Source organism: Stenotrophomonas sp. NPDC078853 (assembly GCF_044901215.1).
Lineage (GTDB): Bacteria > Pseudomonadota > Gammaproteobacteria > Xanthomonadales > Xanthomonadaceae > Stenotrophomonas > Stenotrophomonas lacuserhaii.
In genome coordinates this window covers 49,947-69,487 of the sequence record NZ_JBJDOQ010000011.1, presented here as the reverse complement: position 1 = coordinate 69,487, position 19,541 = coordinate 49,947, and the positions used below count along the sequence as shown (strand labels likewise).

Genomic DNA, 19,541 nt, shown 5'->3' with positions numbered 1-19,541 from the left:
CGTTGCGTCCATCCCGTGTTGCGAGGCAGCAATGGCAGGTGAAGTCCAGTTCGACCGCACGGATCTACGCCTTCTGGGCGAGATCCAGCGTGATGGCCGCGCCACCAACGCCGAACTGGCGACGCGGGTCAACCTGTCTCCCTCGGCCTGCCTGCGCCGCCTGCAGCGGCTGGAAGGCGAGGGCGTCATCGCCGGTTATGGTGCACGGCTGGAGCCCAGGCACATCGGCCTGGGGCTGCAGGCCTTCGTGCGCGTGCAGCTGGAAAAGCATGACCAGGCCGCCATCGCACGTTTCGCCGACAGCGTGGTGGAATGGGATGAAGTGGTGGCCTGCCATGCGCTCACCGGCGACATGGACTACCTGCTGCAGATCTACGTGCGCGACCTGGAGCACTTCTCCAGCTTCCTGCTGGACAAGCTGCTCAATGCCTCCGGGGTGGCTGACGTCAATTCCAGCTTCGTGCTGCGCACGGTGAAACCCTTCCGCGCACTGCCCTTGTCGCAGCTGGGTGGGTGAACCGGTTTGACGGCAGCCATGCGGTAGCCGAGCATCGTCGCCAGCGGTAGCGTCGAACAGGGGCGTTGGCTGCAGCACCTCTTTCGATCATCGACATGCCCGACACCGCGCCCTTCACCGAAACCACCCACTTCCTGCCACTGCGGCGACGGATGCTGGCGCAGCACCTGGGCCGCGGCACGCCGCCGGCGACGCCGCTGGAACAGGCCGGCCTGCTCGCAGCGCAGTTGTGCCGCCTGCACGCCCATCCACGAGCGCACTTGGAACGCCTGCTGCATGATGCGTGCGCGCTGTTCGCCGCTGACGACGGCAGCGCGGTCGCCGCCCAGCTGTCCGGGAAGGGCGGTGAAGGACAGCCGGCGCTGGATGCGTGGCTGGCCGAGCTGGCCATGCACGGCGTGCTGCTGGCACCGGACGAAGCCGTGGAGCGCTTCGTCGCCGCCTCGCCCAATGCGTATCCCGGCGCGGACTTCCAGGCCGCCTGCCAGGTCACCCTGGCCGAGCACACGATCCGTTACCCGGCCACCGCCGCGCCCGAGGACGAGGGCGAAGCGGTCGATCCCGAATCGGATCCGGACGAGGAGGCGCCGCGTGCCACCGGGGCCATCGAGCGCAACGGGCTGTTCACCAGCGAACAGGCGCGCGTGCTGCGCGCCATCGCCGCCAACCCGGATGAACTGATCGACCTGGACGCCTACGCCGGTACCGGGAAAAGCCATCTGGTGCTGGCGTTGATGGACGCCCGGCCGGGCCGCTATACCTACATCGCGCCCTCGCGCGGCCAGGTCGAAGCCTTCCGCCCGCGGCTGCCGGCCGATTCCGGCACGCGGCTGCTGACCCAGATCGAACTGGCCAACCTGATGGTGCAGCAGGCCGCACGCAGTGGCCGCGGCAACGGCTTCGTGCCGACCTACCGGCTGAGCACGATCCCGGCCTGGGAGATCACCCGCCGGATCGGCCTGCAGGGCATCGGCCAGCGCGTACCCGAGCAGGTGCTGATGACGGCCCTGGAAGGCATCAACCGCTGGTGCGCATCGGCATCGCCGACGCTGCAGGCGGCACATTTCGACCGTTCGCTGCCATGGGCGATGCTCGACGCGGCGCCCTACGTGGCCGCTGCCGAGCACGTCTGGCGCTGCATGTTCGATGCCAGCGTGCAGAAGGGCGGCTGCCTCAGCCTCAATACCGGCCACCTCGGCAAATGGCTGGAGCTGCAGGGCGTGGCGCCGCCGGTCGGGCTGGGCATGCTGCTGGTGGATGAGGCACATGAACTGAGTCCGGCCTGGAAGCAGGTGTTGGCCCGGCATGCGCCCGGCGTGGTCAGCCTGGGCGATCCGCACCAGCGGCTGGTAGGGCGCGCATCGCGCTGGTCGAGCTCCAAGGTGCTGGAAATGAGCCAATCGGTGCGCCAGGGAAGCCAGGTGGATGGCTTGGTCAACCAGTCATTGGCGCTGGATGACATCGGTGCCTCCAGCGAACGGTTCATGGGCGCCAGCGACCGCGCCACCGGTGTGCGCCGCTATGCCACGTGGTCGCAGGTGCCGCAGTCCGGGGCACGCCTGTACGGCAGCCTGTGGCGGCTGCTGCAGGAAACCCACCAGCTGCTCGCGCAGGGCGCGCGCGTGCACGTGCATCCGGCTTCGCTGCGCCTGCTGCAGAAAGAAGCGCAGGCGCCGATCGATGCCTGGCGGAGCGTGCGGCGGGGCGAGTCGAGCCGGCGCTGGGAGGCCTTCGTGGAAGCCTGCGAGCAGCGCGGCCAGGGCGATATCCCGGCGCTGTTTTCCGGTGGATTCGATTCAACCGCGCTGGAGCAGCTGCTGGCGGCGCTGGTGCCCGTGCAGGAGGCAGGCATCACGCTGTGCCTGGCCCAGCATGCCAAGAACCTGCAGTTCGACCGGGTGGCGATGTCGGCGTGCTGCTTCATCACCGGCTACGAGACGCGCCAGGCGCACAGCCCGGTGCGCGCGGCCTACTTGGCGCTGACCCGTGGCAGCCAACAGCTGTGGCTGCCGGGCGATGCGATGGAACAGCTGCAGCTGAGCGCGCAGCGCCATGCGGAAAGCCTGGAAACCCGGCGCATGGAAAAGCGCCGCGCCGCCGGGCATGTGAAGCGCTGAAGCGGTAGCGCCGAGCCACGCTCGGCGAGCGCAGCGGCAAGAGCGCAACAGCAGGACGGCCAGCGGCCGTCACTGCCGAGGGTGGCGGGTGCCCCGGTAGCGCCGAGCCACGCTCGGCGAGCGCAGCGGCAAGAGCGCAACAGCAGGACGGCCAGCGGCCGTCACTGCCGAGGGTGGCGGGTGCCCGGTAGCGCCGAGCCATGCTCGGCGAGCGCAGCGGCAAGAGAGCAACGGCGTGACGACCAACGGTCGTCACCCACCGGCAACGGTCGTCACCCATCAGGGCAGGGGCAACAGCAGGACGGCCAGCGGCCGTCACTACCGAGGATCAGCAGTCGGCCTTGCGTCCCATCAGCCGGCCAACGCGCGAGGGCTCATCGCACTTCGGCTTGGGCGGCGGCGGCAGCAGGGCGGCGGCGCGCGCGCGCTGGATCTGCTCGATCTTCGCGCGGATCTGCGGCATGGCGGCCATCGCGGCCTTCTCGCCTTCCAGGATGGCCTTGCCGCGCTGGCTGAAATCAGACGCGCCGATATCCAGCACGCGCGGTCGGATGATGATGTCTGCGCGCGCCAGTTCCTGTTCGCCCAGGCGCTGGCCCATGATCGCGATGGACTGGTTGACGATGCCCAGCATGCCGGTCGGCGTGCGGCCGCTGGCCTTGCTGGAGATATCCACGGCGACGACGAACTCGGCGCCGAGCTGGCGCGCCGCGTCCACCGGCACCGGGCTGACCACGCCGCCATCCACGAAGTTGTTCTGGCCGATCTTCACCGGTTCGAACACGCCCGGAATGCTGCTGGACGCACGTACCGCCTGGCCGACGTTGCCGCGCACGAACACCGCGCGCTCACCGGTTTCCAGGTTGGTGGCGACGGCGGCGAAGGGCTTCTTCAGCCGTTCCGCCGGCTTGTTGCCGACCTGTTGGTTGACGTAGTCCTGCAGCTTCTGGCCCTGCACCAGTCCACCGGAGAACAGGCGCACGTCGCGGATGCTGGCTTCGTCCAGTGCCACCGCCTTGGTCTGCATCTCGAAGGCATCCATGCCGCTGGCGTACAGCGCACCGACCACGCTGCCGGCACTGGTGCCGGACACCACCACCGGTTCGAAGCCGTTGGCTTCCAGCATCTTGATCACCCCGATATGGGCAAAGCCCTTGGCCGCGCCGCCGCCGAGGGCGATGCCGATCTTCACCGGCTTGGCGGGCTGCACCACGGTGGGCGCCGGTGGCGGAGTGGGGCGGGCATTTTCGCCACCACAACCGGCCAGCAGGCCGAGCAGGGCAACGGACAGCATCACACGGGTGCGGGACAGGCTCATCGGCAAGGAAACGCAGCAGGAAAGGGCGCCAGCATAGCCGGTAGTGACGGCCGCTGGCCGTCAATCGTGGTGGGTGACGACCGCAGGTGCCCGGTAGCGCCGAGCCACGCTCGGCGAGCGCAGCGGCAAGAGAGCAACAGCGTGACGACCAACGGTCGTCACCCACCGGAGCAGGGGCCACAGCAGGACGGCCAGCGGCCGTCACTACCGAGGGTCGCAGGTGCCCGGTAGCGCCGAGCCACGCTCGGCGAGCGCAGCGGCAAGAGAGCAACAGCGTGACGACCAACGGTCGTCACCCGGGCGGAGGGGCGGAGGCGGGCGTCGCTCGCCTCAGAAGCGGTTGTCGCCGTCCAGCATCCGGCCCAGGCCGCCCAGTACCGAGCCCTCGCCACGGTTCTGGCCACCGCCCTGCGGCGCGGCCATCCACATCCGGCCAGCCAGCCGCGAGAACGGCAGCGACTGCAGCCAGACCTTGCCGGGGCCGGTCAGGGTGGCCAGGAACACGCCTTCGCCACCGAATACCATGCTCTTGATGCCGGCAACCCGGCGCACGTCCATGTCCACGCTGGCGTGGTAGGCCACCACGCAGCCGGTATCCACGTCCAGCCGCTCGCCGGCCGCCAGCTCGCGTTCGACCACGCAGCCGCCGGCATGGATGAACACCCAACCGTCGCCTTCCAGTTTCTGCATGATGAGGCCTTCGCCACCGAACAGGCCGGTCATGATCTTGCGCTGGAACTGCACGCCGATCTGCACCCCGCGCGCGCCGGCCAGGAAGCTGTCCTTCTGGCAGATCAGGCGCCCGCCATGCTCGTCCAGCTTCATCGGCAGCACCGTGCCGGGGTAGGGCGCGGCGAAGGCGACCTTGGCCTTGCCGTGGCCGGTGTGCGTGTACAGCGTGGCGAACAGGCTTTCGCCGGTCAGCACGCGCTTGCCGGCCGACATCAGCTTGTCCATGAAACCGCCGCCCTGGCCGCTGTGCGAGCCGTCGCCGAACACGGTATCCATCTGCACCGCCGAATCCTTGAACATCAGTGCGCCGGCTTCGGCGATCGCACTCTCGCCCGGGTCCAGTTCGATCTCCACGAACTGCATTTCATGGCCGACGATGCGGAAATCGATGTCGTCCGCGCGCTGGCCGCGCGCGCCGTGGCCCGGTACCGGCGGCGGCGCGCTGGACATCCCGGAGGCCTCGCTGCGCAGCTCCGGGACTTCGTCGATCGCCATCCAGCCGCTCATGCCCTGGCACCAGGCCAGCGCGCGCGGATTGGCCTGGGCGAAGCGGCGTGCGGCCTGCTCATCGAAGGGGCCAACGCGGTCGGCCTGGCCGGGGACATGGAAGTACCACTGGTTCATCGCTGCGATTCCAAGGGGTGCGGAAACGACGAGTCTAGCGGGCTGGCCAGCGCCCCGGCGACGGCCATGAACGCGCGGCATTTGCGGCCAGCGTGTTGTATTGCAACAATTATCTGGTAGCGCCGTTCCACCACCCCTCCCAACACAGCCTACCGCCATGTCCCCGAACCGTTCCGTCCACGACCGCCGACCGGTCGTGCGTCCGCTCGTTCTCGCTCTCTCCGCCCTGCTGCCGCTGTCCGCAGTTGCCCAGCAAGCTCCGGCCAGCAAGGATCCGGTCGCGCTCGATGCGCTCACCGTGACCGCCCAGCGCCGCGTCGAGAACGCCAAGGACGTGCCGGTGGCGATCACCGCGATCCAGGGGGAAAAGCTTGATGTCCTCGGTTCGGCCGGTGACGACATCCGCTTCCTGGCCGGCCGCGTGCCCAGCCTGAACATCGAATCCTCCTACGGCCGTGCCTTCCCGCGCTTCTACATCCGCGGCCTGGGCAACACCGACTTCGACCTCAACGCGTCCCAGCCGGTGTCGCTGGTATACGACGATGTGGTGCAGGAAAGCCCGCTGCTGAAGGGCTTCCCGCTGTTCGACCTGGCCGGCGTGGAAGTGCTGCGCGGCCCGCAGGGCACGCTGTTCGGCCGCAACACCCCGGCCGGCGTGGTCAAGTTCGATTCGGCGCGTCCGTCGCAGGACGCTGACGGTTACGTCAGGGTCGCCTACGGCAGCTATGACACCTGGAACGTGCAGGGCGCTTACGGCGGCCCGCTGACCAGCCGCTGGTCGGCCCGCGTATCGGCCCTTTACCAGCGCCGCGACGACTGGGTCACCAACACCCGCAGCGACGCACCGGCGCAGGGTTTCGAAGGCTATGACGAAGGCGCCGCACGCGTGCAGTTCCTGTACGAAGGCGACGGTTTCGAAGGACTGTTCAACCTGCACAAGCGCAAGCTCAACGGCACCGCGCGCCTGTTCCGCGCCAACATCATCCAGCCGGGCAGCAACAAGCTGGTGGAAAACTTCGATCGTGATGAAGTGGCCACCGACGGGCAGAACTTCTCCGACCTGGAAACCTGGGGCGGCAGCGCGCGCCTGAAGTGGGACCTGGGCCGGGTCACCCTGCACTCGATCACCGGCTATGAAACCGCCGAATCGCTCAACCACGGCGACATCGACGGCGGCTACGGCGCGGCCTTCCTGGGCGCCGGCAACTACGGCCCGGGCTTCATTCCGTTCCCGTCCGAGTCGGCCGATGGCCTGCCGAGCCACCGCCAGTGGACGCAGGAATTCCGCGTCGAATCCAACGAATGGGGCCGCTTCGACTGGCAGGCCGGCGTGTTCTACTTCGATGAAGACGTCACCATCGACAGCTTCAACTACGACTCGCTGACCCCGGGCAATCCGCAGAGCGGCCATGCCGTACAGCAGCAGCGCAACAAGGCGTGGGCGGCGTTCGCCTCCGGTGACTTCGACGTGACCGAGCGCTTCAAGCTGCGTGCCGGCGTGCGCTACACCCAGGACAAGAAGGACTTCACCGCCAGCGTGCTGCAGGCTGTCGCCGGCGGTACCCCGGTCAGCGGTCCGTACGTGGCCAACAGTGATGTCGACGACGTCAGCTGGGACCTGAGCGGTGTCTACGCGCTGACCGACAACGTCAACGCCTACGCGCGCGTGGCCAAGGGCTTCCGGGCGCCGTCCATCCAGGGCCGGCTGGCCTTTGGTGGGGTCACCCAGGCCGATTCGGAGAAGGTGATTTCCTACGAGGCCGGCATCAAGGCCGACCTGTTCGACCGCCGTGCGCGCCTGGGCTTCAGCGTGTTCCGCTATGACGTGGACGGCCAGCAGCTGATCGCCGTGGGCGGCACCAACAACACCGCGACCCTGCTCAACGCCGACAAGACGATCGGCCAGGGCTTCGAGCTCGACTTCGAAACCTACCTGACCGACAACGTGCTGCTGACCCTGGGCAGCAGCTACAACGACACCGAGATCAAGGACCCCAGCCTGGCGGTGGCGATCTGCGGCGGTGGCTGCACCATCACCGATCCGACCACGGTGATCAACGGTGGCACCTACGCGCTGGTGAATGGCAATTCGTTGCCGCAGGCGCCGAAGTGGATCCACAACCTGACCCTGCGTGCCGGTTTCCCGGTCACCGATGCCAGCGAGTTCTACGTCTACACCGACTGGGCGTACAAGAGCGAAGTCAATTTCTTCCTGTACGAATCGCCGGAGTTCCGTAGCCGCAGCTCGCTGGAAGGCGGCCTGCGCCTGGGCTACAACTGGGATTACGGCCAGTACGACGTGGCCGTTTTCGGTCGCAACCTGACCGACCAGGTGCGGGTGGTCGGGGCGATCGACTTCAACAACCTGACCGGCTTCCTCAACGAGCCGCGTACCTTCGGCGTGGAGTTCACCGCGAAGTTCTGACCGACCGGAAAACCGGGTGGCGGCCCACGGTCGCCATCCGGCTGATGGTCATCCACGGCGCGGATTCTTCCGCGCCGTTTTTCGTTCTTTACAGCGCGCTTTGCGGGCGCACCTTCAGCACCGCTTCCTCGACCGCGCAGTCGCGGCTGGAATGCTGCCCGGACCTGCGTGCGGCTTCGATTTCCCTGCGCGCAGCGAGCAGGTCGCGCTGGAAAGCCGGATTGTCCTGCAAACGTGCCACGGCAGCGGCGCCCATGAAACGGCCTTCCAGGATGTCACTCTGCCAGTGCACGTTGCACACCAGGCGGCTTTCACCGTAGTTGCGTCCGCGCGCGATGATGGCATCGGCCCGGTCCGGCGCGATTTGCGACAGCAGCAGCGCCCACGCCCAGCCGATCGAGGTATGGCCGGAGGGATAGGAGCCGTTGCCGCGCAGGCCGGCTTCGTCTTCCGGAGTACAGGTCGCCTCGCCGTTGACCATGAACGGGCGCGGGCGCTGGTGGTGTTTCTTCGCAGTGCGGGTGGCGGCACTGGCATCGATGCGGCTGCGTTCCAGCAGGCGGTACAGCGCCGGCGTGCGTTGCGCGTCCACGTCCAGGCCGATGGCGCAGGAGAACTGGTTGGCCCCTTCAGGGAAGCCCAGTTCGGCGTCGTGCGTGGCCTGGGTGAAGCGCGGCGTGCCGCGCAGTGCCCGTGCCTCGCGGCTGACCTGTTCGTCCAGCGCCAAGCCGGCCGAGCCGGCCGCCGGCGGTGCAGGCACCAGCGCCAGGCTGGCCGGCACCGATGCCGCGTCCAGGTAGCCGACCGCCTTGGTGGTGACGTTGGCTTCAACGGCGGTCGGCCTGCTTGCGGTTGACGTGCACCCCGCCAGGGACAGGGCGACGGCAAGGCCGGGCAGGGTGCGGCCAAGGTGGGCGATCACGGACATGGGCAGGCTCGGGGCAGGGGCTCGCCGGCAATGATCGCAGCCCCGCCCGCCCTGCGCAGCGCCCATCGCGCATACGGCCAGAACCGGCATGGCCCTCTGCTCGGGACAAAACCGCTGCCGAGTGTCGGAAATGTCTTGATACCCGGGGCAGCGCACGGACGTCTGCCCACGATCGCGCCGAGCATGAGGCCATCCAGGGGTCCGCAGGACCCGCAGATCAGGGAAACATGCAATGCACAGCACCGCACTACGAAGCACCGCACTGGCCCTGCTGGTGGGCCTGCAACCCGCGCAGGCGGCCGATGGCCTCGGCGTAGCCTTCGTGCACGGCACCGGCGCGCACACCAACGCCCTCCGGGACTACTGGCAGCCAGCCATCATCGACAGTGTCCGCCAGGGCCTGCCGGACAGGCGCAATTACGTCGTCATCAACTGCGACTTCAACCAGTACATGTGGAAGCCCAAAGCCGCCGGCTGCCTGGCCGGGCAGCTGTCCGGCTTCATCGAAAGCCGCGGCATCACCCGGCTGGTGGTCATCACCCACTCCAACGGTGGCAACGTCGTGCGCTGGATCCTGTCCAACCCGACCTACGACCGCCGCTATCCGAAGATCATCCAGACGCTGCAGAAGGTCACCGCGCTGGCACCGTCTTCGGCCGGCACGCCGTTGGCCGACGCAGTGATCAACGGCAGCACCTTCGAAACCCTGCTGGGCTGGCTGCTGGGGTTGAGGAACGATGCGGTGCGCCAGCAACAGGTCGGCCACATGGCCACCTACAACGCGCAGAACCTGTATGGCACCGGCGGTCGCCCGGCACTGCCCACGCCGTTCCGCGTGGTGGTCGGCAGCGATGTCGACTCGGCGCCTACGGACGCGGACAGCTACTGCGGAGGCTATGCCGCCAACCTCGGCCTGGAGTTCACCCGGAACTGGCTTTCTTCGTGTTCGGACGGCTTCCTCGATTGCAGCAGCCAGAAGGCGGCCGGCACCGTGTGGTTCACCGACACGGCGCGCACGCACGGCGCCGAACCGCTCAGCCACAACCAGAGCCGCCGCGCGTGTTTCGGCCTGGGCACGCTCCTGCGCAACGACCTGACCCAGTGACGGAGACCCTCATGACGATGCATTCCACCCTCCTGGCCGTTGCCGCGCTGGCGATCCTGTCCAGCGCGCCCACAGGGGCTGCACAACCGCTGCGCGCCGCCGCGGCGGGCGACCAGATACCGGCCACCCTGGTCGCCGCGCCGTTGGCCATCGACGATGAAAGCGAGCGGGTACCGCTGGCCTTTGCCTGGGCGCTGGACCCGGCGCAGCCGCTGCATGCGCCCGCGCCCCATGCGGCCATCAGCCGGAGTTACTGGCAGCAGGTCGATGCAGCCGGACTGCAGCGCGGCCTGGCGTTGCCGCTGACCGCACCGGACGCGGTGATCCAACTCAGCCCGGCGCCGGGCGCCCGCGCGCTGTCGGCGGGGTCATTGGAGCTGCGCGATCCGGCCGGGCGAAGCAGCGGGGCCCGCAGCGTCGATGCACGTGTGTTGCACGATGCCGGCATGCCGGTTGGCGATGGCACGCGCATGCTGCGGACCGGCGCAGCCAGCACGGCCGGGATCTACCGCCTGCACAGTCGCCAGGCACGGGGCCGCTACGTGGTGCAGGTGCTGGAGCCGAACAGCCCACTGTGGCTGGAAGTCCAGGCCAGCCACTCGCGGGTGCTGACCGGCGGCAACATGCAGCTGCAGGCGCGCCTGCGCGAAGACGGCGCCGGCAGCCTGCAGGCGGGCACGCCCCGAAGCGGTTTCGGCGGTCATGCGCTGCTGGTCGCACCGGATGGCCGCAGCTGGCCGCAGCAGTTGCGGCCCATTCCCGATGGCAGCCTGCGCGCGCAGGTGCGTATTCCCGCCGACGTGGGCAACACGCAGGGTCTGTGGGAGCTGCAGGTGTTCGCACAGGCCGACGGCGTGCTGCGTGATGGCACGGTCGCCTTCGCTGTTGCGCTGCCGACGGCGCGTCTCAGCGGCCAGGCCACGGCCGATCCCGCCAGCCGCCGGGTCAGCGTGTCATTGCAGATGGCAGCGGCGGGGCGTTACGAAGCACGCGGCACCCTGTACGCCAGCACGGCCGATGGGCAGCTGAAACCCGTCGCGCAGGCCCATGCCGCCGCCTGGTTCGAGGGTCCCGGGCAAGGGACGCTGGTACTGCCGTTCGACCAGGCTGCGTTGCCGGCGGGATTTGGCCCGCCGTATGAACTGCGTGACCTGCAACTGCAGGACCAGAGCCGGATGGCACCGATCGAGTCGCGCGCCGCCGCGCTGCGGTTCTGATCCGGGAGCGGTGGGCCGGGGCAGCCGGCCCACCCTTGTGGTGCCCGTTGCGACGGCCCTGCGGCACTATCCCGCGTACGCGGCCAGCCGTCCGTGCTGCTCCACCACGGAGATCGGGCCGCCGAACGCGGCCGACAGGGGCGCATCGCACAGCAGTTCGGCACGCGTGCCATCGGCCAGTACACGGCCGTCGCGCAGCAGCACCACGCGTTCGATTTCGGGAATGATCTCTTCCACGTGGTGGGTGACCAGCACCAGCGTGATGCCCTGCCGCGCCAGTGACTGCATGGTATCGACCAGCTGCTGCCGGGCCACCAGGTCCAGCCCGGTGGATGGCTCGTCCAGCAACAGCGCGTGCGGGCGGTTGACCAGTGCCCGGGCGATCAACACGCGCCGCGTCTCTCCGGCCGACAGCTCTGCATAGCTGCGACCGTGCAGCGCCAGCGCGCCGGTCATCGCCAGGGTCTGGCGCGTGCGCTCGCGCATGTCCTGGGTGATCTCGCGGAAGGCAGGCAGCACGTAGCTGGCGAAGAATCCGGTCAGCACCGCCTGTTCCACGGTCAGTCCCGGCATGTCGGCGAGCGTGCTGCTGAGGTCGCCGGTGACGATGCCCAGCTGCGAGCGCAGCCGGTCGACCTGCCAGCGGTTCTGGCCCAGCACTTTCACCGGCACGTGGCCATCGGCATGTGCCAGCGGATACAGCTCGCGGGTGATCAGTTTGATGAAGGTGGATTTGCCGCAGCCGTTGGGTCCGAGCAGCGCGGTGTGCTGGCCCTGTGCGATGCGCAGGCTGAGGCCGTGCAGCACCTTGACCTGACCGCGCATCACGCTGGCGCGATCCAGTTCTATCAGCGGCGGGAGGGTGCAGGCATCGGCTGCGGGCGGTACGACGGCGGCTGGATTCAGGCTGGACAACGCAGGTTCCCGGCTGAAAGGTGCGCGCCGTGGCGGCGCAGGGATGCAGTTTGCCAAGCCAGGGGCCATCATGTCTGCACCGCGGCAACCCCGCGCCGGACCACGGCCTGGAGGCTGCCATGACCGACGTCACCCTTACGCTGCCGCGCGGACCCGTGATCACCCTGCTGATCGCCTTGCTGCTGTCCGCTGCGGGCGGCGTGCAGGCGCAGGTGGCCGACACCGGCACCTACCTGCAGCGCATGGATGCCGATGGCGATGGGCGGGTCAGCGAGGCCGAGTATGTGCAGTGGATGATGTACGCCTTCGAGCAGATGGATGCCGATGATGATGGCGTGCTGGACGCCAGCGAGCTGCCGGGCGGCAAGGGGCGGCCGATCACCCGTGGGCAGCAGCGGCAGACGCTGGTGCAGCGGTTCCACAAGCAGGATGCGAACCGGGATGGGTTCCTGGATGCGCGCGAGCTGGCGGCGCCGCCGCGGTGAGTCTGGCGCATGGCGCTGCAGCTGGGAGTGGGCCGGGCGGTAGGGCTACCGCGCTGCCGCTGCGGCCGGGCGTAGAATCTGCGCATGCCTGAGTTGCCCGAAGTTGAAACCACCCGGCGTGGACTGGCGCCGCATCTGCTCGAACGTGCCATCCATGGGGTGATCCTGCGCCGCAGGGAGCTGCGCTGGCCGATCCCGGACGAGGTGGCCGCCCTGTTGCCGGGGCAGCGCATCGTGGATGTGCGCCGGCGCGCCAAGTACCTGCTGCTGGATACCGAAGCCGGTAGTGCGCTGCTGCACCTGGGCATGTCCGGCAGCCTGCGCGTGCTGCCGGGCGACACACCGCTGCGCGCGCATGACCACGTGGATATCAGCCTGGACAACGGCCGCCTGTTGCGCTTCAACGATCCGCGCCGCTTCGGCAGCCTGCTGTGGCAGCCGCCGGGCCAGGTCCATCCGCTGCTGCAGGGGCTGGGCCCGGAGCCGCTGGACGATGCCTTCGATGGTGACTATCTGTTCCAGCGCAGCCGTGGCCGCAAGGCGCCGATCAAGACCTTCCTGATGGACCAGGCGGTGGTGGTGGGCGTGGGCAACATCTACGCGGCCGAAAGCCTGTTCCGGGCCGGCATCAGCCCGCTGCGCGAGGCCGGCAAGGTATCGCGCGAGCGCTATCTACGTCTGGCGGAGGCGGTCAAGCAGATCCTGCAGCATGCAATCACCCGCGGTGGCACCACCCTGCGCGACTTCATCAGTCCCGATGGGGCGCCCGGCTACTTCGAACAGGAGTTGTCGGTCTACGGACGCGACGGCCAGCCCTGCCGGTCCTGCGGCCGGCCGTTGAAGCACGCCACCATCGGCCAGCGGGCCAGCGTCTGGTGCGGTTCCTGCCAGCGCTGAGGGCTTTTTCGCCAAGCGCGCTGGACAGGGCTATAGTCGCGCCACGACTCCCGTGGGAGCAGGCGCTGCGATGGATGAAGGATCCGACATCACTGTGTGGCTGGACGCCGCGCGCGGCGGCGACCGTGCCTCGCTGGACCGCGTGCTCACCGTGCTCTACCAGGAGCTGCATGGGATGGCCCGGCGGCAGCTGGCCGGGCAGCAGGGCCGCACCCTGGATGCCACCTCGCTGGTGCACGAGTCCTACCTGAAACTGCTCGGCAGCCGGGGCGGGGCACGCTTCGAGGATCGTGCGCACTTCTTCGCCTATGCGGCTTCGGCCATGCGCAGCGTGGTGGTGGACTACGCCCGCAACCGCTTGGCGCGCAAGCGCGGCGGTGACCTCAAACGGGTGGACATCCCTGAAAACAGCAGCAGCGGCATCCGCATGGACGAGGACCTGCTGGCGCTGGACGTGGCGCTGGAGCGCCTGCAGGCGCTGGATCCGCACCTGGCACGGGTGGTCGAACTGCGCTACTTCGCCGGCCTGACCGAACAGCAGATCGCCGAACTCAGCCAGCGTTCCGAGCGCAGCATCCGACGCGACTGGCAGAAGGCGCGCCTGTTCCTGCTGACCGAAGTTAGCGGGGACTGAGCGCGAACACCCGCCATGGATGCCCTGCGCTGGCGTGAACTGTCCTCATGGCTGGACCAGCTGCTGGAACTGGATGAAGACGGTCGCCTGCAACGCCTGCGGCAGGTGGCCGGACGCGATCCGGGGTTGGCCGCAGAGCTGGAGAAGATGCTGGCCCATGAACGCGACAGCGAGCAGTTCATGGCCCAGCCGGTGTTTTCCGCGCCCGGATCATCGCGCGGTGGCACCCGCATCGGTCCCTACCGCCTGTTGCAGCTGCTCGGCGAAGGCGGGATGGGGGAGGTCTGGCTGGCCGAGCGCTGCGACGGCATGTACGAGCGCAAGGTCGCCCTGAAGCTGTTGCGCAGCGGCCTGGCCGAACCCGGGCTGCATGCGCGCTTTGCGCGCGAGCGGCAGATCCTGGCCCGGCTGCAGCATCCGCATCTTGCCCAGCTGCACAACGCAGGCATCGATCCGCAGGGACACCCCTACTTCGCGCTGGACTACGTGCAGGGCGAGCCGATAACCGAGTACTGCCAGCGCAGGATGCTGCCGCTGGAAGAACGACTGCGGCTGATGCTGCAGGTGTGTTCGGTGGTGGCGCATGCGCACGCCAACCTGGTGGTGCACCGCGACCTGAAGCCCTCCAACATCCTGGTGGCCGATGGTGGGGTCAAGCTGCTGGATTTCGGGATCGCCCAACTGCTGGATCCGGAGGGCGTCGCGGCGGTGGCCGCCCCCGGCGAGCCGCGCGCGTTCACCCTGCACTACGCCGCGCCAGAGCAGGTGAGGGGCGACCCGCTGAGCACCCGTACCGATGTGTACTCGCTGGGCGTGGTGATCTACGAAGTGGTAACCGGGCACAAACCTTACCGCCTGCGTCGACACTCCGACAGCGAGTGGGAGCGCTCCATCCTGGAGGTCCAGCCACTGCCCGCATCGCGTCGGTTGCTGCAGGGTGAAGCCGGGATGTCGGTGCCGGCGGCCGCGCGGCGTCTTGCCCGACGCGTGCGGGGCGACCTGGACCTGCTGCTGGGCAAGGCGATGGCCAAGGATCCGCAGCAGCGCTACGGATCGGTCGATGCCCTGGCCGAAGACCTGCGCCGGTTCCTGGATGGACGGCCGCTGCGCGCCCATCCGCCCGGCACCGGGTATCGCCTGCGCAAATATCTGCGGCGCCATCGCTGGGGCGTGACCGGCGCCAGCCTGGCCCTGTCGGCCTTGCTGGCGGTATCGACGATGGCCGTCTGGCAGGCGCGCCAGGCCCGTCAGGAGACCGCGCGCGCACAGGCGATGCAGGACTTCAACATAGGCTTGTTCGACCGCGCGGCAAGCGTCCGCCACGGCCACTTCGACGTACGCCAGCTGCTGGAAACCGGACAACAGCGTGCGCAGGCAGAACTGGCCGGGCAGCCGCTGGCGCTGGCCGAAATGGAGGGGGTCATCGGACGCCTGCACATCGGACTGGGCGACTACCAGACGGCCCTGCGCATCCTGGATCAACAACGCACGCTGCTGCAGGCACAACAGGACGTGCCGGGTGCGCTGCAGTTGGAAGCGGTGACCCAGCGCGCGCGCGCGTTGCGCATGCTGGGCCGTGACCGCGAATGCGTCGCCCACCTGCAGGCCGCAGCGTCCATCGCCGACCAGCAGCAGGACCTGCTGCCGACCGCCGTGGCGGGCTTCGCCAGCGAACTGGCCCATTGCCAGAGCCAGCTCGGCCAGGTCCGTGCTGCGCGCGCTGCCTTCATCCGCGCCCTGGCGCTGTACCAGCGCGGGGAGGGCAACCCGCGTGGCATCGCCGGTGCGCTGGCGGGGCTGGCCGGGCTGGATGCCGAAGCCGGCCTGGACGCGCGTGCACGGGAGGGCTACCAGCAGGCGCTGGCACTGCTGCAGCGCGCTGCACCGGGCACCCCGGAAGCCATCGGCATGCGGCGCCAGCTGGGGCAGATGCTGGCACGTAGCGGAAAGGCCGCAGAGGCCTCTGCGGCACTCGACCAGGCCTGGCAATCGGCGGTGCAGGCATTCGGCCCGGACCATCCGGAAACGCTGGTGGTGCAGCGTTCCCGGGCGCTGTTGGCACTGCAGCAGGGGCGCCGGGCGTGGGCGGGCCCTGTGCTCGGCGAAGTGCGGGACAAGCTGGCCTTCGCCTTGGGGCCGGACCACCGTGAAGTCGGCCTGGCCGAACACGCCCTGGGTGACGTCGCCAGGGCGGATGGAAATGACCTGGCCACGGTCAGCCACTACCGCAACGCCGTACGTATCTGGCGCCAGCCTGACCATGTGGCCCTGCTGCCGGAGGGCCTGCTCGACCTGGGCGAGGCCGAACGCGCGGCGGGTAGCCCCGCGCGGGCCGCCGCGGCGTGGCGCGAGGCACGCCAGTTGCTGATCGCCCAGCGCGGCATTCCGTCTTCGGCCGTCCGCCAGCTGGACCTGCGCCTGGCCCGCCTGCCGCGGCCAGCTGAACAGATGTCGCCAGCCACTGCCAACAATTAACGAATCTGTTGGAATAATGGCCGACCCTCCATGCCCCGGCTGCCTTCGAATGCAACGACGCGATTTTATCCGCAACGCTTCCCTGGCCTTGGCTGCCTTCGGCCTGCCTGCATTGAACGTGGGCGCCGCGGCAAGCCGACAGGTCGGCCTGCGCCGCCTGGGACAGCCGGTGCCGTTCGATTTCGCCAGCCTGAAGGGCCAGGCGCGCGCGCTGGCCGCTGCGCCCTACAAGACCCACAAACGGACCCTGCCAGGCCCGGTGGAAGCGCTGAGCTGGGATGCATACCAGTCGATCCGCTACCGCCAGGACCATGCGCTGTGGGGTAATGAGCCGGGCCGGTTCCAGGCCAAGTTCTTCCACCTGGGGCTGTACTTCCATTCGCCGGTGCGGATGTTCGACGTGGTCGACGGCAAGGCGCAGGAACTGGCCTATGACGGTGCCGCCTTCGATTATGGGAAGAGCGGGATCAAGGACGGCCAGCTGCCTGCCGACCTCGGCTTTGCCGGCTTCCGGCTCAACACGCGCAAGGATACCGATCGCGATTTCGCTGCGTTCCTCGGCGCCAGTTACTTCCGCGCGGTCGGCAAGGAAGGCCAGTACGGGCAATCGGCGCGCGGCTTGGCGATCGACACCGGGACCGGCGGCCCGGAAGAGTTCCCGGACTTCATCGCCTACTACCTCGAACGCCCGGACAACGACTCGGACACCATCGTGGTCTATGCGTTGCTCGACTCGCCCAGCGTCGCCGGCGCCTACCGCTTCGCCATCACCAATGGCGATGTGCTGTTGATGGACATCGACAGCGCGCTGTACCCGCGCAAGGCGATCGAGCGGCTTGGCATCGCTCCGTGCACCAGCATGTTCCAGGTCGGCGAGAACGATCGCCGCATGGCGTGGGACTGGCGCCCGGAGATCCACGATACCGACGGGCTGGCGATGTGGAGCGGTGGCGGCGAGTGGATCTGGCGCCCGCTGGTGAACCCGCGCGAGCTGCGCTTCAACATGTTCGTCGATCGCAATCCGCGTGGCTTCGGCCTGCTGCAGCGCGACCGCGAATTCGACCATTACCAGGACGACGGCGTGTTCTACGAGAAGCGCCCGTGCCTGTGGGTGGAGCCCAAGGGCGACTGGGGCGAGGGCTCGGTGCAGCTGGTGGAGATCCCGACCGTGGACGAGACCTTCGACAACATCGTCGCGTTCTGGAACCCGAAGGAGAAACCGCAGGCCGGGCAGGAGCTGCTGGTCGGCTATCGCCTGTACTGGGGCGCCGAGCCGCCGGCACGTTCGCCGCTGGCGCACACCGTGGCCACCCGCACCGGCCTGGGCGGCATCATCGGCAAGAAGCGCAACTATTTCTCTTGGCGTTTCGCGGTGGACTTCGCCGGCGGCGAGCTGGCCAGCCTGATCGACAAGGGTGAGGTGGAGGCCGTGGTGCAGGCGAGCCGTGGCAAGCTGGAGATCGTTTCGGCCCGTCCGTTGCGTGAGATCAACGGCTACCGGGCCATGTTCGACCTGGTGCCGGGCGATGACAGCACCGCGCAGATCGACATCCGGTTGTTCCTGCGCAGCGGGGGCAAGACGCTGACGGAAACCTGGTTGTACCAGTACAGTCCGCCGCCGGCCGGGGCGCCAGAGCGCACGCTGTACTGAGCCCTGTAAACAGGGAACCGGTAGCGCCGCGCGATGCCCGGCGCCACCGGCGCTACCGGTTTACAGCGGCAGCGCGGCCTGCATCGGGTCGATCCGGCTTTCGCCGCGGGTGATCTTCTTGAACTCGGCGCGGCTGACCGACACGTAGCGTTCGTTGCCGCCGATCTCCACCTGCGGGCCGTCCTGCACCGCGTGGCCGTGCTCGTCCACCCGCACGGTCATGGTCGCCTTCTTGCCGCTGTGGCAGATGGTCTTGATCTCCTGCATCTCGTCGGCCCAGGCCAGCAGGTACTGGCTGCCTTCGAACAGCTCACCGCGGAAGTCGGTGCGCAGGCCATAGCAGAGCACCGGGATGCGCAGCTGGTCGACCACTTCGCTCAGTTGCCAGACCTGGGCGCGGCTGAGGAACTGCGCTTCGTCCACCAGCACGCAGCCAAGCGGGCCGTGCGCGGCGATATCGCCTTCGACCAGTCGCTGCAGGTCGCTGTCGCGCTCGAAGGCCATGCCATCGGCCTTCAGCCCGATGCGCGAGGCCACCACGCCGCTGCCGGCGCGGTTGTCCAGCCGCGGGGTAAGGATCGCCACCCGCATGCCGCGCTCGCGGTAGTTGTGCGCACTCTGCAGCAGCGTAGTGGTCTTGCCGGCGTTCATCGCCGAATAATAGAAATAGAGCTTGGCCATCGGCAGATTCTAGCCGCAGCGGGCGGACTCAGTCGCCGCGCAGCGGATGCGGGGAACCCACGTCCACGCTGCTGGTGTTGCCCGCGTCCAGCTGCTGGCCCTGCCACTTCCAGTAGGCTTCGGGCTGCCACAGCCGCGGTGCGTAGTAGATCTCCGGCACCACCCGCACCATCTGCCCGTTGAAGCGCACCTGCATGACCGTCGAACCCAGTGCACCGGTGCGGCTGCCGGTCATCTCCCCCATGTTTCGGCGCATTTCACGTTCCTGCCGCGGCTTGGCCACCGGGTCGCCGTACTCGGCGTACAGCTTCTGGCCTTCACTGACCGCGCGCTTGCGCTCGGCTTCGTCCAGGGCGGCCCAGTACTGTTCGCGGCGCACCACCAGCCATTCGGTGCCGCGTTCGGCCGCCAGGTCCATCCAGGCATAGCCCAGTGCGCGGTCGACCGGGCCGCCCTTGCCGTTCCACAGCAGCTCGGCCATCAGCGCCTGGGACAGCTTGTCGGCATGCTGGGCCCCAAGCCGGAAGTAACGACGCGCATCCTCGGGCTTGTCGCGCTCGACGGCCGCCAGGCCAAGCTGCCGGTAACGCAGGTCCGGGTGCGCTTTCAGGAAGGCCGGTGAACTGACCACCGCGTGTTCCTGCAGCGACAGGGGGACGTTTTCGGCGGCCAGCTGCGCCTGGGCGGCGTGCAGCGGCGACAGCAGGGCGGCGGCGAGCACCGCGCGGCAGGCAAACCTGTTCAGGTCCATCGGTCACTTCCTGTGAAACGGGGTGTGCCGCCACTATCCGCAGCGGGGCGGGCGAGCGCAACCTGCCGG

General features: G+C 68.6%; 16 protein-coding genes. 10 read left to right on the top strand and 6 right to left on the bottom strand.

The features are described from left to right. The first annotated feature begins 31 nt into the window (after nt 1-31). A complete protein-coding gene (locus ACI2JH_RS12315; protein ID WP_404736314.1) occupies nt 32-517 on the top strand; it encodes an Lrp/AsnC family transcriptional regulator in 486 nt (161 codons plus the stop codon). 95 nt (nt 518-612) lie between these two features. Beyond that, nucleotides 613-2,634, top strand: coding sequence for a hypothetical protein (locus ACI2JH_RS12310; protein WP_404736313.1), 2,022 nt, complete (start codon nt 613-615; stop codon nt 2,632-2,634). A 328-nt stretch (nt 2,635-2,962) separates the two neighbouring features. Here the strand turns inward: ACI2JH_RS12310 and ACI2JH_RS12305 are convergent, their stop codons facing one another. Together ACI2JH_RS12305 and ACI2JH_RS12300 are read right to left on the bottom strand one after the other, a co-directional pair. Further along, nucleotides 2,963-3,952, bottom strand: coding sequence for a patatin-like phospholipase family protein (locus ACI2JH_RS12305; RefSeq protein ID WP_101101719.1), 990 nt, complete (start codon nt 3,950-3,952; stop codon nt 2,963-2,965). 330 nt (nt 3,953-4,282) lie between these two features. Then, nucleotides 4,283-5,308, bottom strand: coding sequence for a TIGR00266 family protein (locus ACI2JH_RS12300; RefSeq protein WP_404736312.1), 1,026 nt, complete (start codon nt 5,306-5,308; stop codon nt 4,283-4,285). Nucleotides 5,309-5,465: 157 nt separating this feature from the next. On the opposite strand from ACI2JH_RS12300, the gene ACI2JH_RS12295 reads away from it, so the two are divergent. Beyond that, complete coding sequence (locus ACI2JH_RS12295; protein ID WP_101101715.1) at nt 5,466-7,733, top strand: TonB-dependent receptor; 2,268 nt, start codon at nt 5,466-5,468, stop codon at nt 7,731-7,733. A gap of 88 nt (nt 7,734-7,821) precedes the next feature. Here ACI2JH_RS12295 and ACI2JH_RS12290 read toward each other — a convergent pair whose 3' ends face one another. Then, nucleotides 7,822-8,661, bottom strand: a complete 840-nt coding sequence (locus tag ACI2JH_RS12290) for a phosphatase PAP2 family protein (protein WP_404736311.1) — start codon at nt 8,659-8,661, stop codon at nt 7,822-7,824. Nucleotides 8,662-8,893: 232 nt separating this feature from the next. Here ACI2JH_RS12290 and ACI2JH_RS12285 point away from each other — a divergent pair, with 232 nt between their 5' ends. Both ACI2JH_RS12285 and ACI2JH_RS12280 read left to right on the top strand, forming a co-directional pair. Then, nucleotides 8,894-9,766, top strand: coding sequence for a hypothetical protein (locus tag ACI2JH_RS12285; RefSeq protein WP_101101709.1), 873 nt, complete (start codon nt 8,894-8,896; stop codon nt 9,764-9,766). An 11-nt stretch (nt 9,767-9,777) separates the two neighbouring features. Then, nucleotides 9,778-10,983 carry a DUF4785 domain-containing protein gene (locus ACI2JH_RS12280; protein ID WP_404736310.1) on the top strand — a complete coding sequence of 402 codons (1,206 nt, stop codon included), beginning with the start codon at nt 9,778-9,780 and terminating at the stop codon, nt 10,981-10,983. A gap of 66 nt (nt 10,984-11,049) precedes the next feature. Here the strand turns inward: ACI2JH_RS12280 and ACI2JH_RS12275 are convergent, their stop codons facing one another. Further along, entirely contained in the window at nt 11,050-11,898 is an 849-nt protein-coding gene (locus tag ACI2JH_RS12275; RefSeq protein WP_404736309.1) for an ABC transporter ATP-binding protein, read from the bottom strand. Nucleotides 11,899-12,017: 119 nt separating this feature from the next. Between ACI2JH_RS12275 and ACI2JH_RS12270 the strand changes: the two genes are divergently transcribed. From ACI2JH_RS12270 to ACI2JH_RS12250, 5 genes are all read left to right on the top strand, one after another. Then, complete coding sequence (locus ACI2JH_RS12270) at nt 12,018-12,383, top strand: hypothetical protein (protein WP_319275759.1); 366 nt, start codon at nt 12,018-12,020, stop codon at nt 12,381-12,383. An 84-nt stretch (nt 12,384-12,467) separates the two neighbouring features. Further along, nucleotides 12,468-13,280: a bifunctional DNA-formamidopyrimidine glycosylase/DNA-(apurinic or apyrimidinic site) lyase gene (gene mutM, locus ACI2JH_RS12265; protein ID WP_101101703.1), complete on the top strand. Its 813-nt coding sequence runs from the start codon at nt 12,468-12,470 to the stop codon at nt 13,278-13,280. 70 nt (nt 13,281-13,350) lie between these two features. After that, nucleotides 13,351-13,914 carry an ECF-type sigma factor gene (locus ACI2JH_RS12260; protein ID WP_042612096.1) on the top strand — a complete coding sequence of 188 codons (564 nt, stop codon included), beginning with the start codon at nt 13,351-13,353 and terminating at the stop codon, nt 13,912-13,914. Nucleotides 13,915-13,929: 15 nt separating this feature from the next. Beyond that, nucleotides 13,930-16,389: a protein kinase gene (locus ACI2JH_RS12255; RefSeq protein WP_404736308.1), complete on the top strand. Its 2,460-nt coding sequence runs from the start codon at nt 13,930-13,932 to the stop codon at nt 16,387-16,389. A 49-nt stretch (nt 16,390-16,438) separates the two neighbouring features. Further along, entirely contained in the window at nt 16,439-18,040 is a 1,602-nt protein-coding gene (locus ACI2JH_RS12250) for a glucan biosynthesis protein (RefSeq protein WP_182656563.1), read from the top strand. A 60-nt stretch (nt 18,041-18,100) separates the two neighbouring features. Here ACI2JH_RS12250 and ACI2JH_RS12245 read toward each other — a convergent pair whose 3' ends face one another. Together ACI2JH_RS12245 and ACI2JH_RS12240 are read right to left on the bottom strand one after the other, a co-directional pair. After that, nucleotides 18,101-18,721 (bottom strand): thymidine kinase, encoded by a 621-nt coding sequence (locus ACI2JH_RS12245; protein ID WP_182656562.1) that lies wholly within the window; start codon nt 18,719-18,721, stop codon nt 18,101-18,103. 28 nt (nt 18,722-18,749) lie between these two features. Continuing rightward, nucleotides 18,750-19,472, bottom strand: coding sequence for a sel1 repeat family protein (locus tag ACI2JH_RS12240; RefSeq protein WP_101101695.1), 723 nt, complete (start codon nt 19,470-19,472; stop codon nt 18,750-18,752). Between the last annotated feature and the right edge of the window lie 69 nt (nt 19,473-19,541).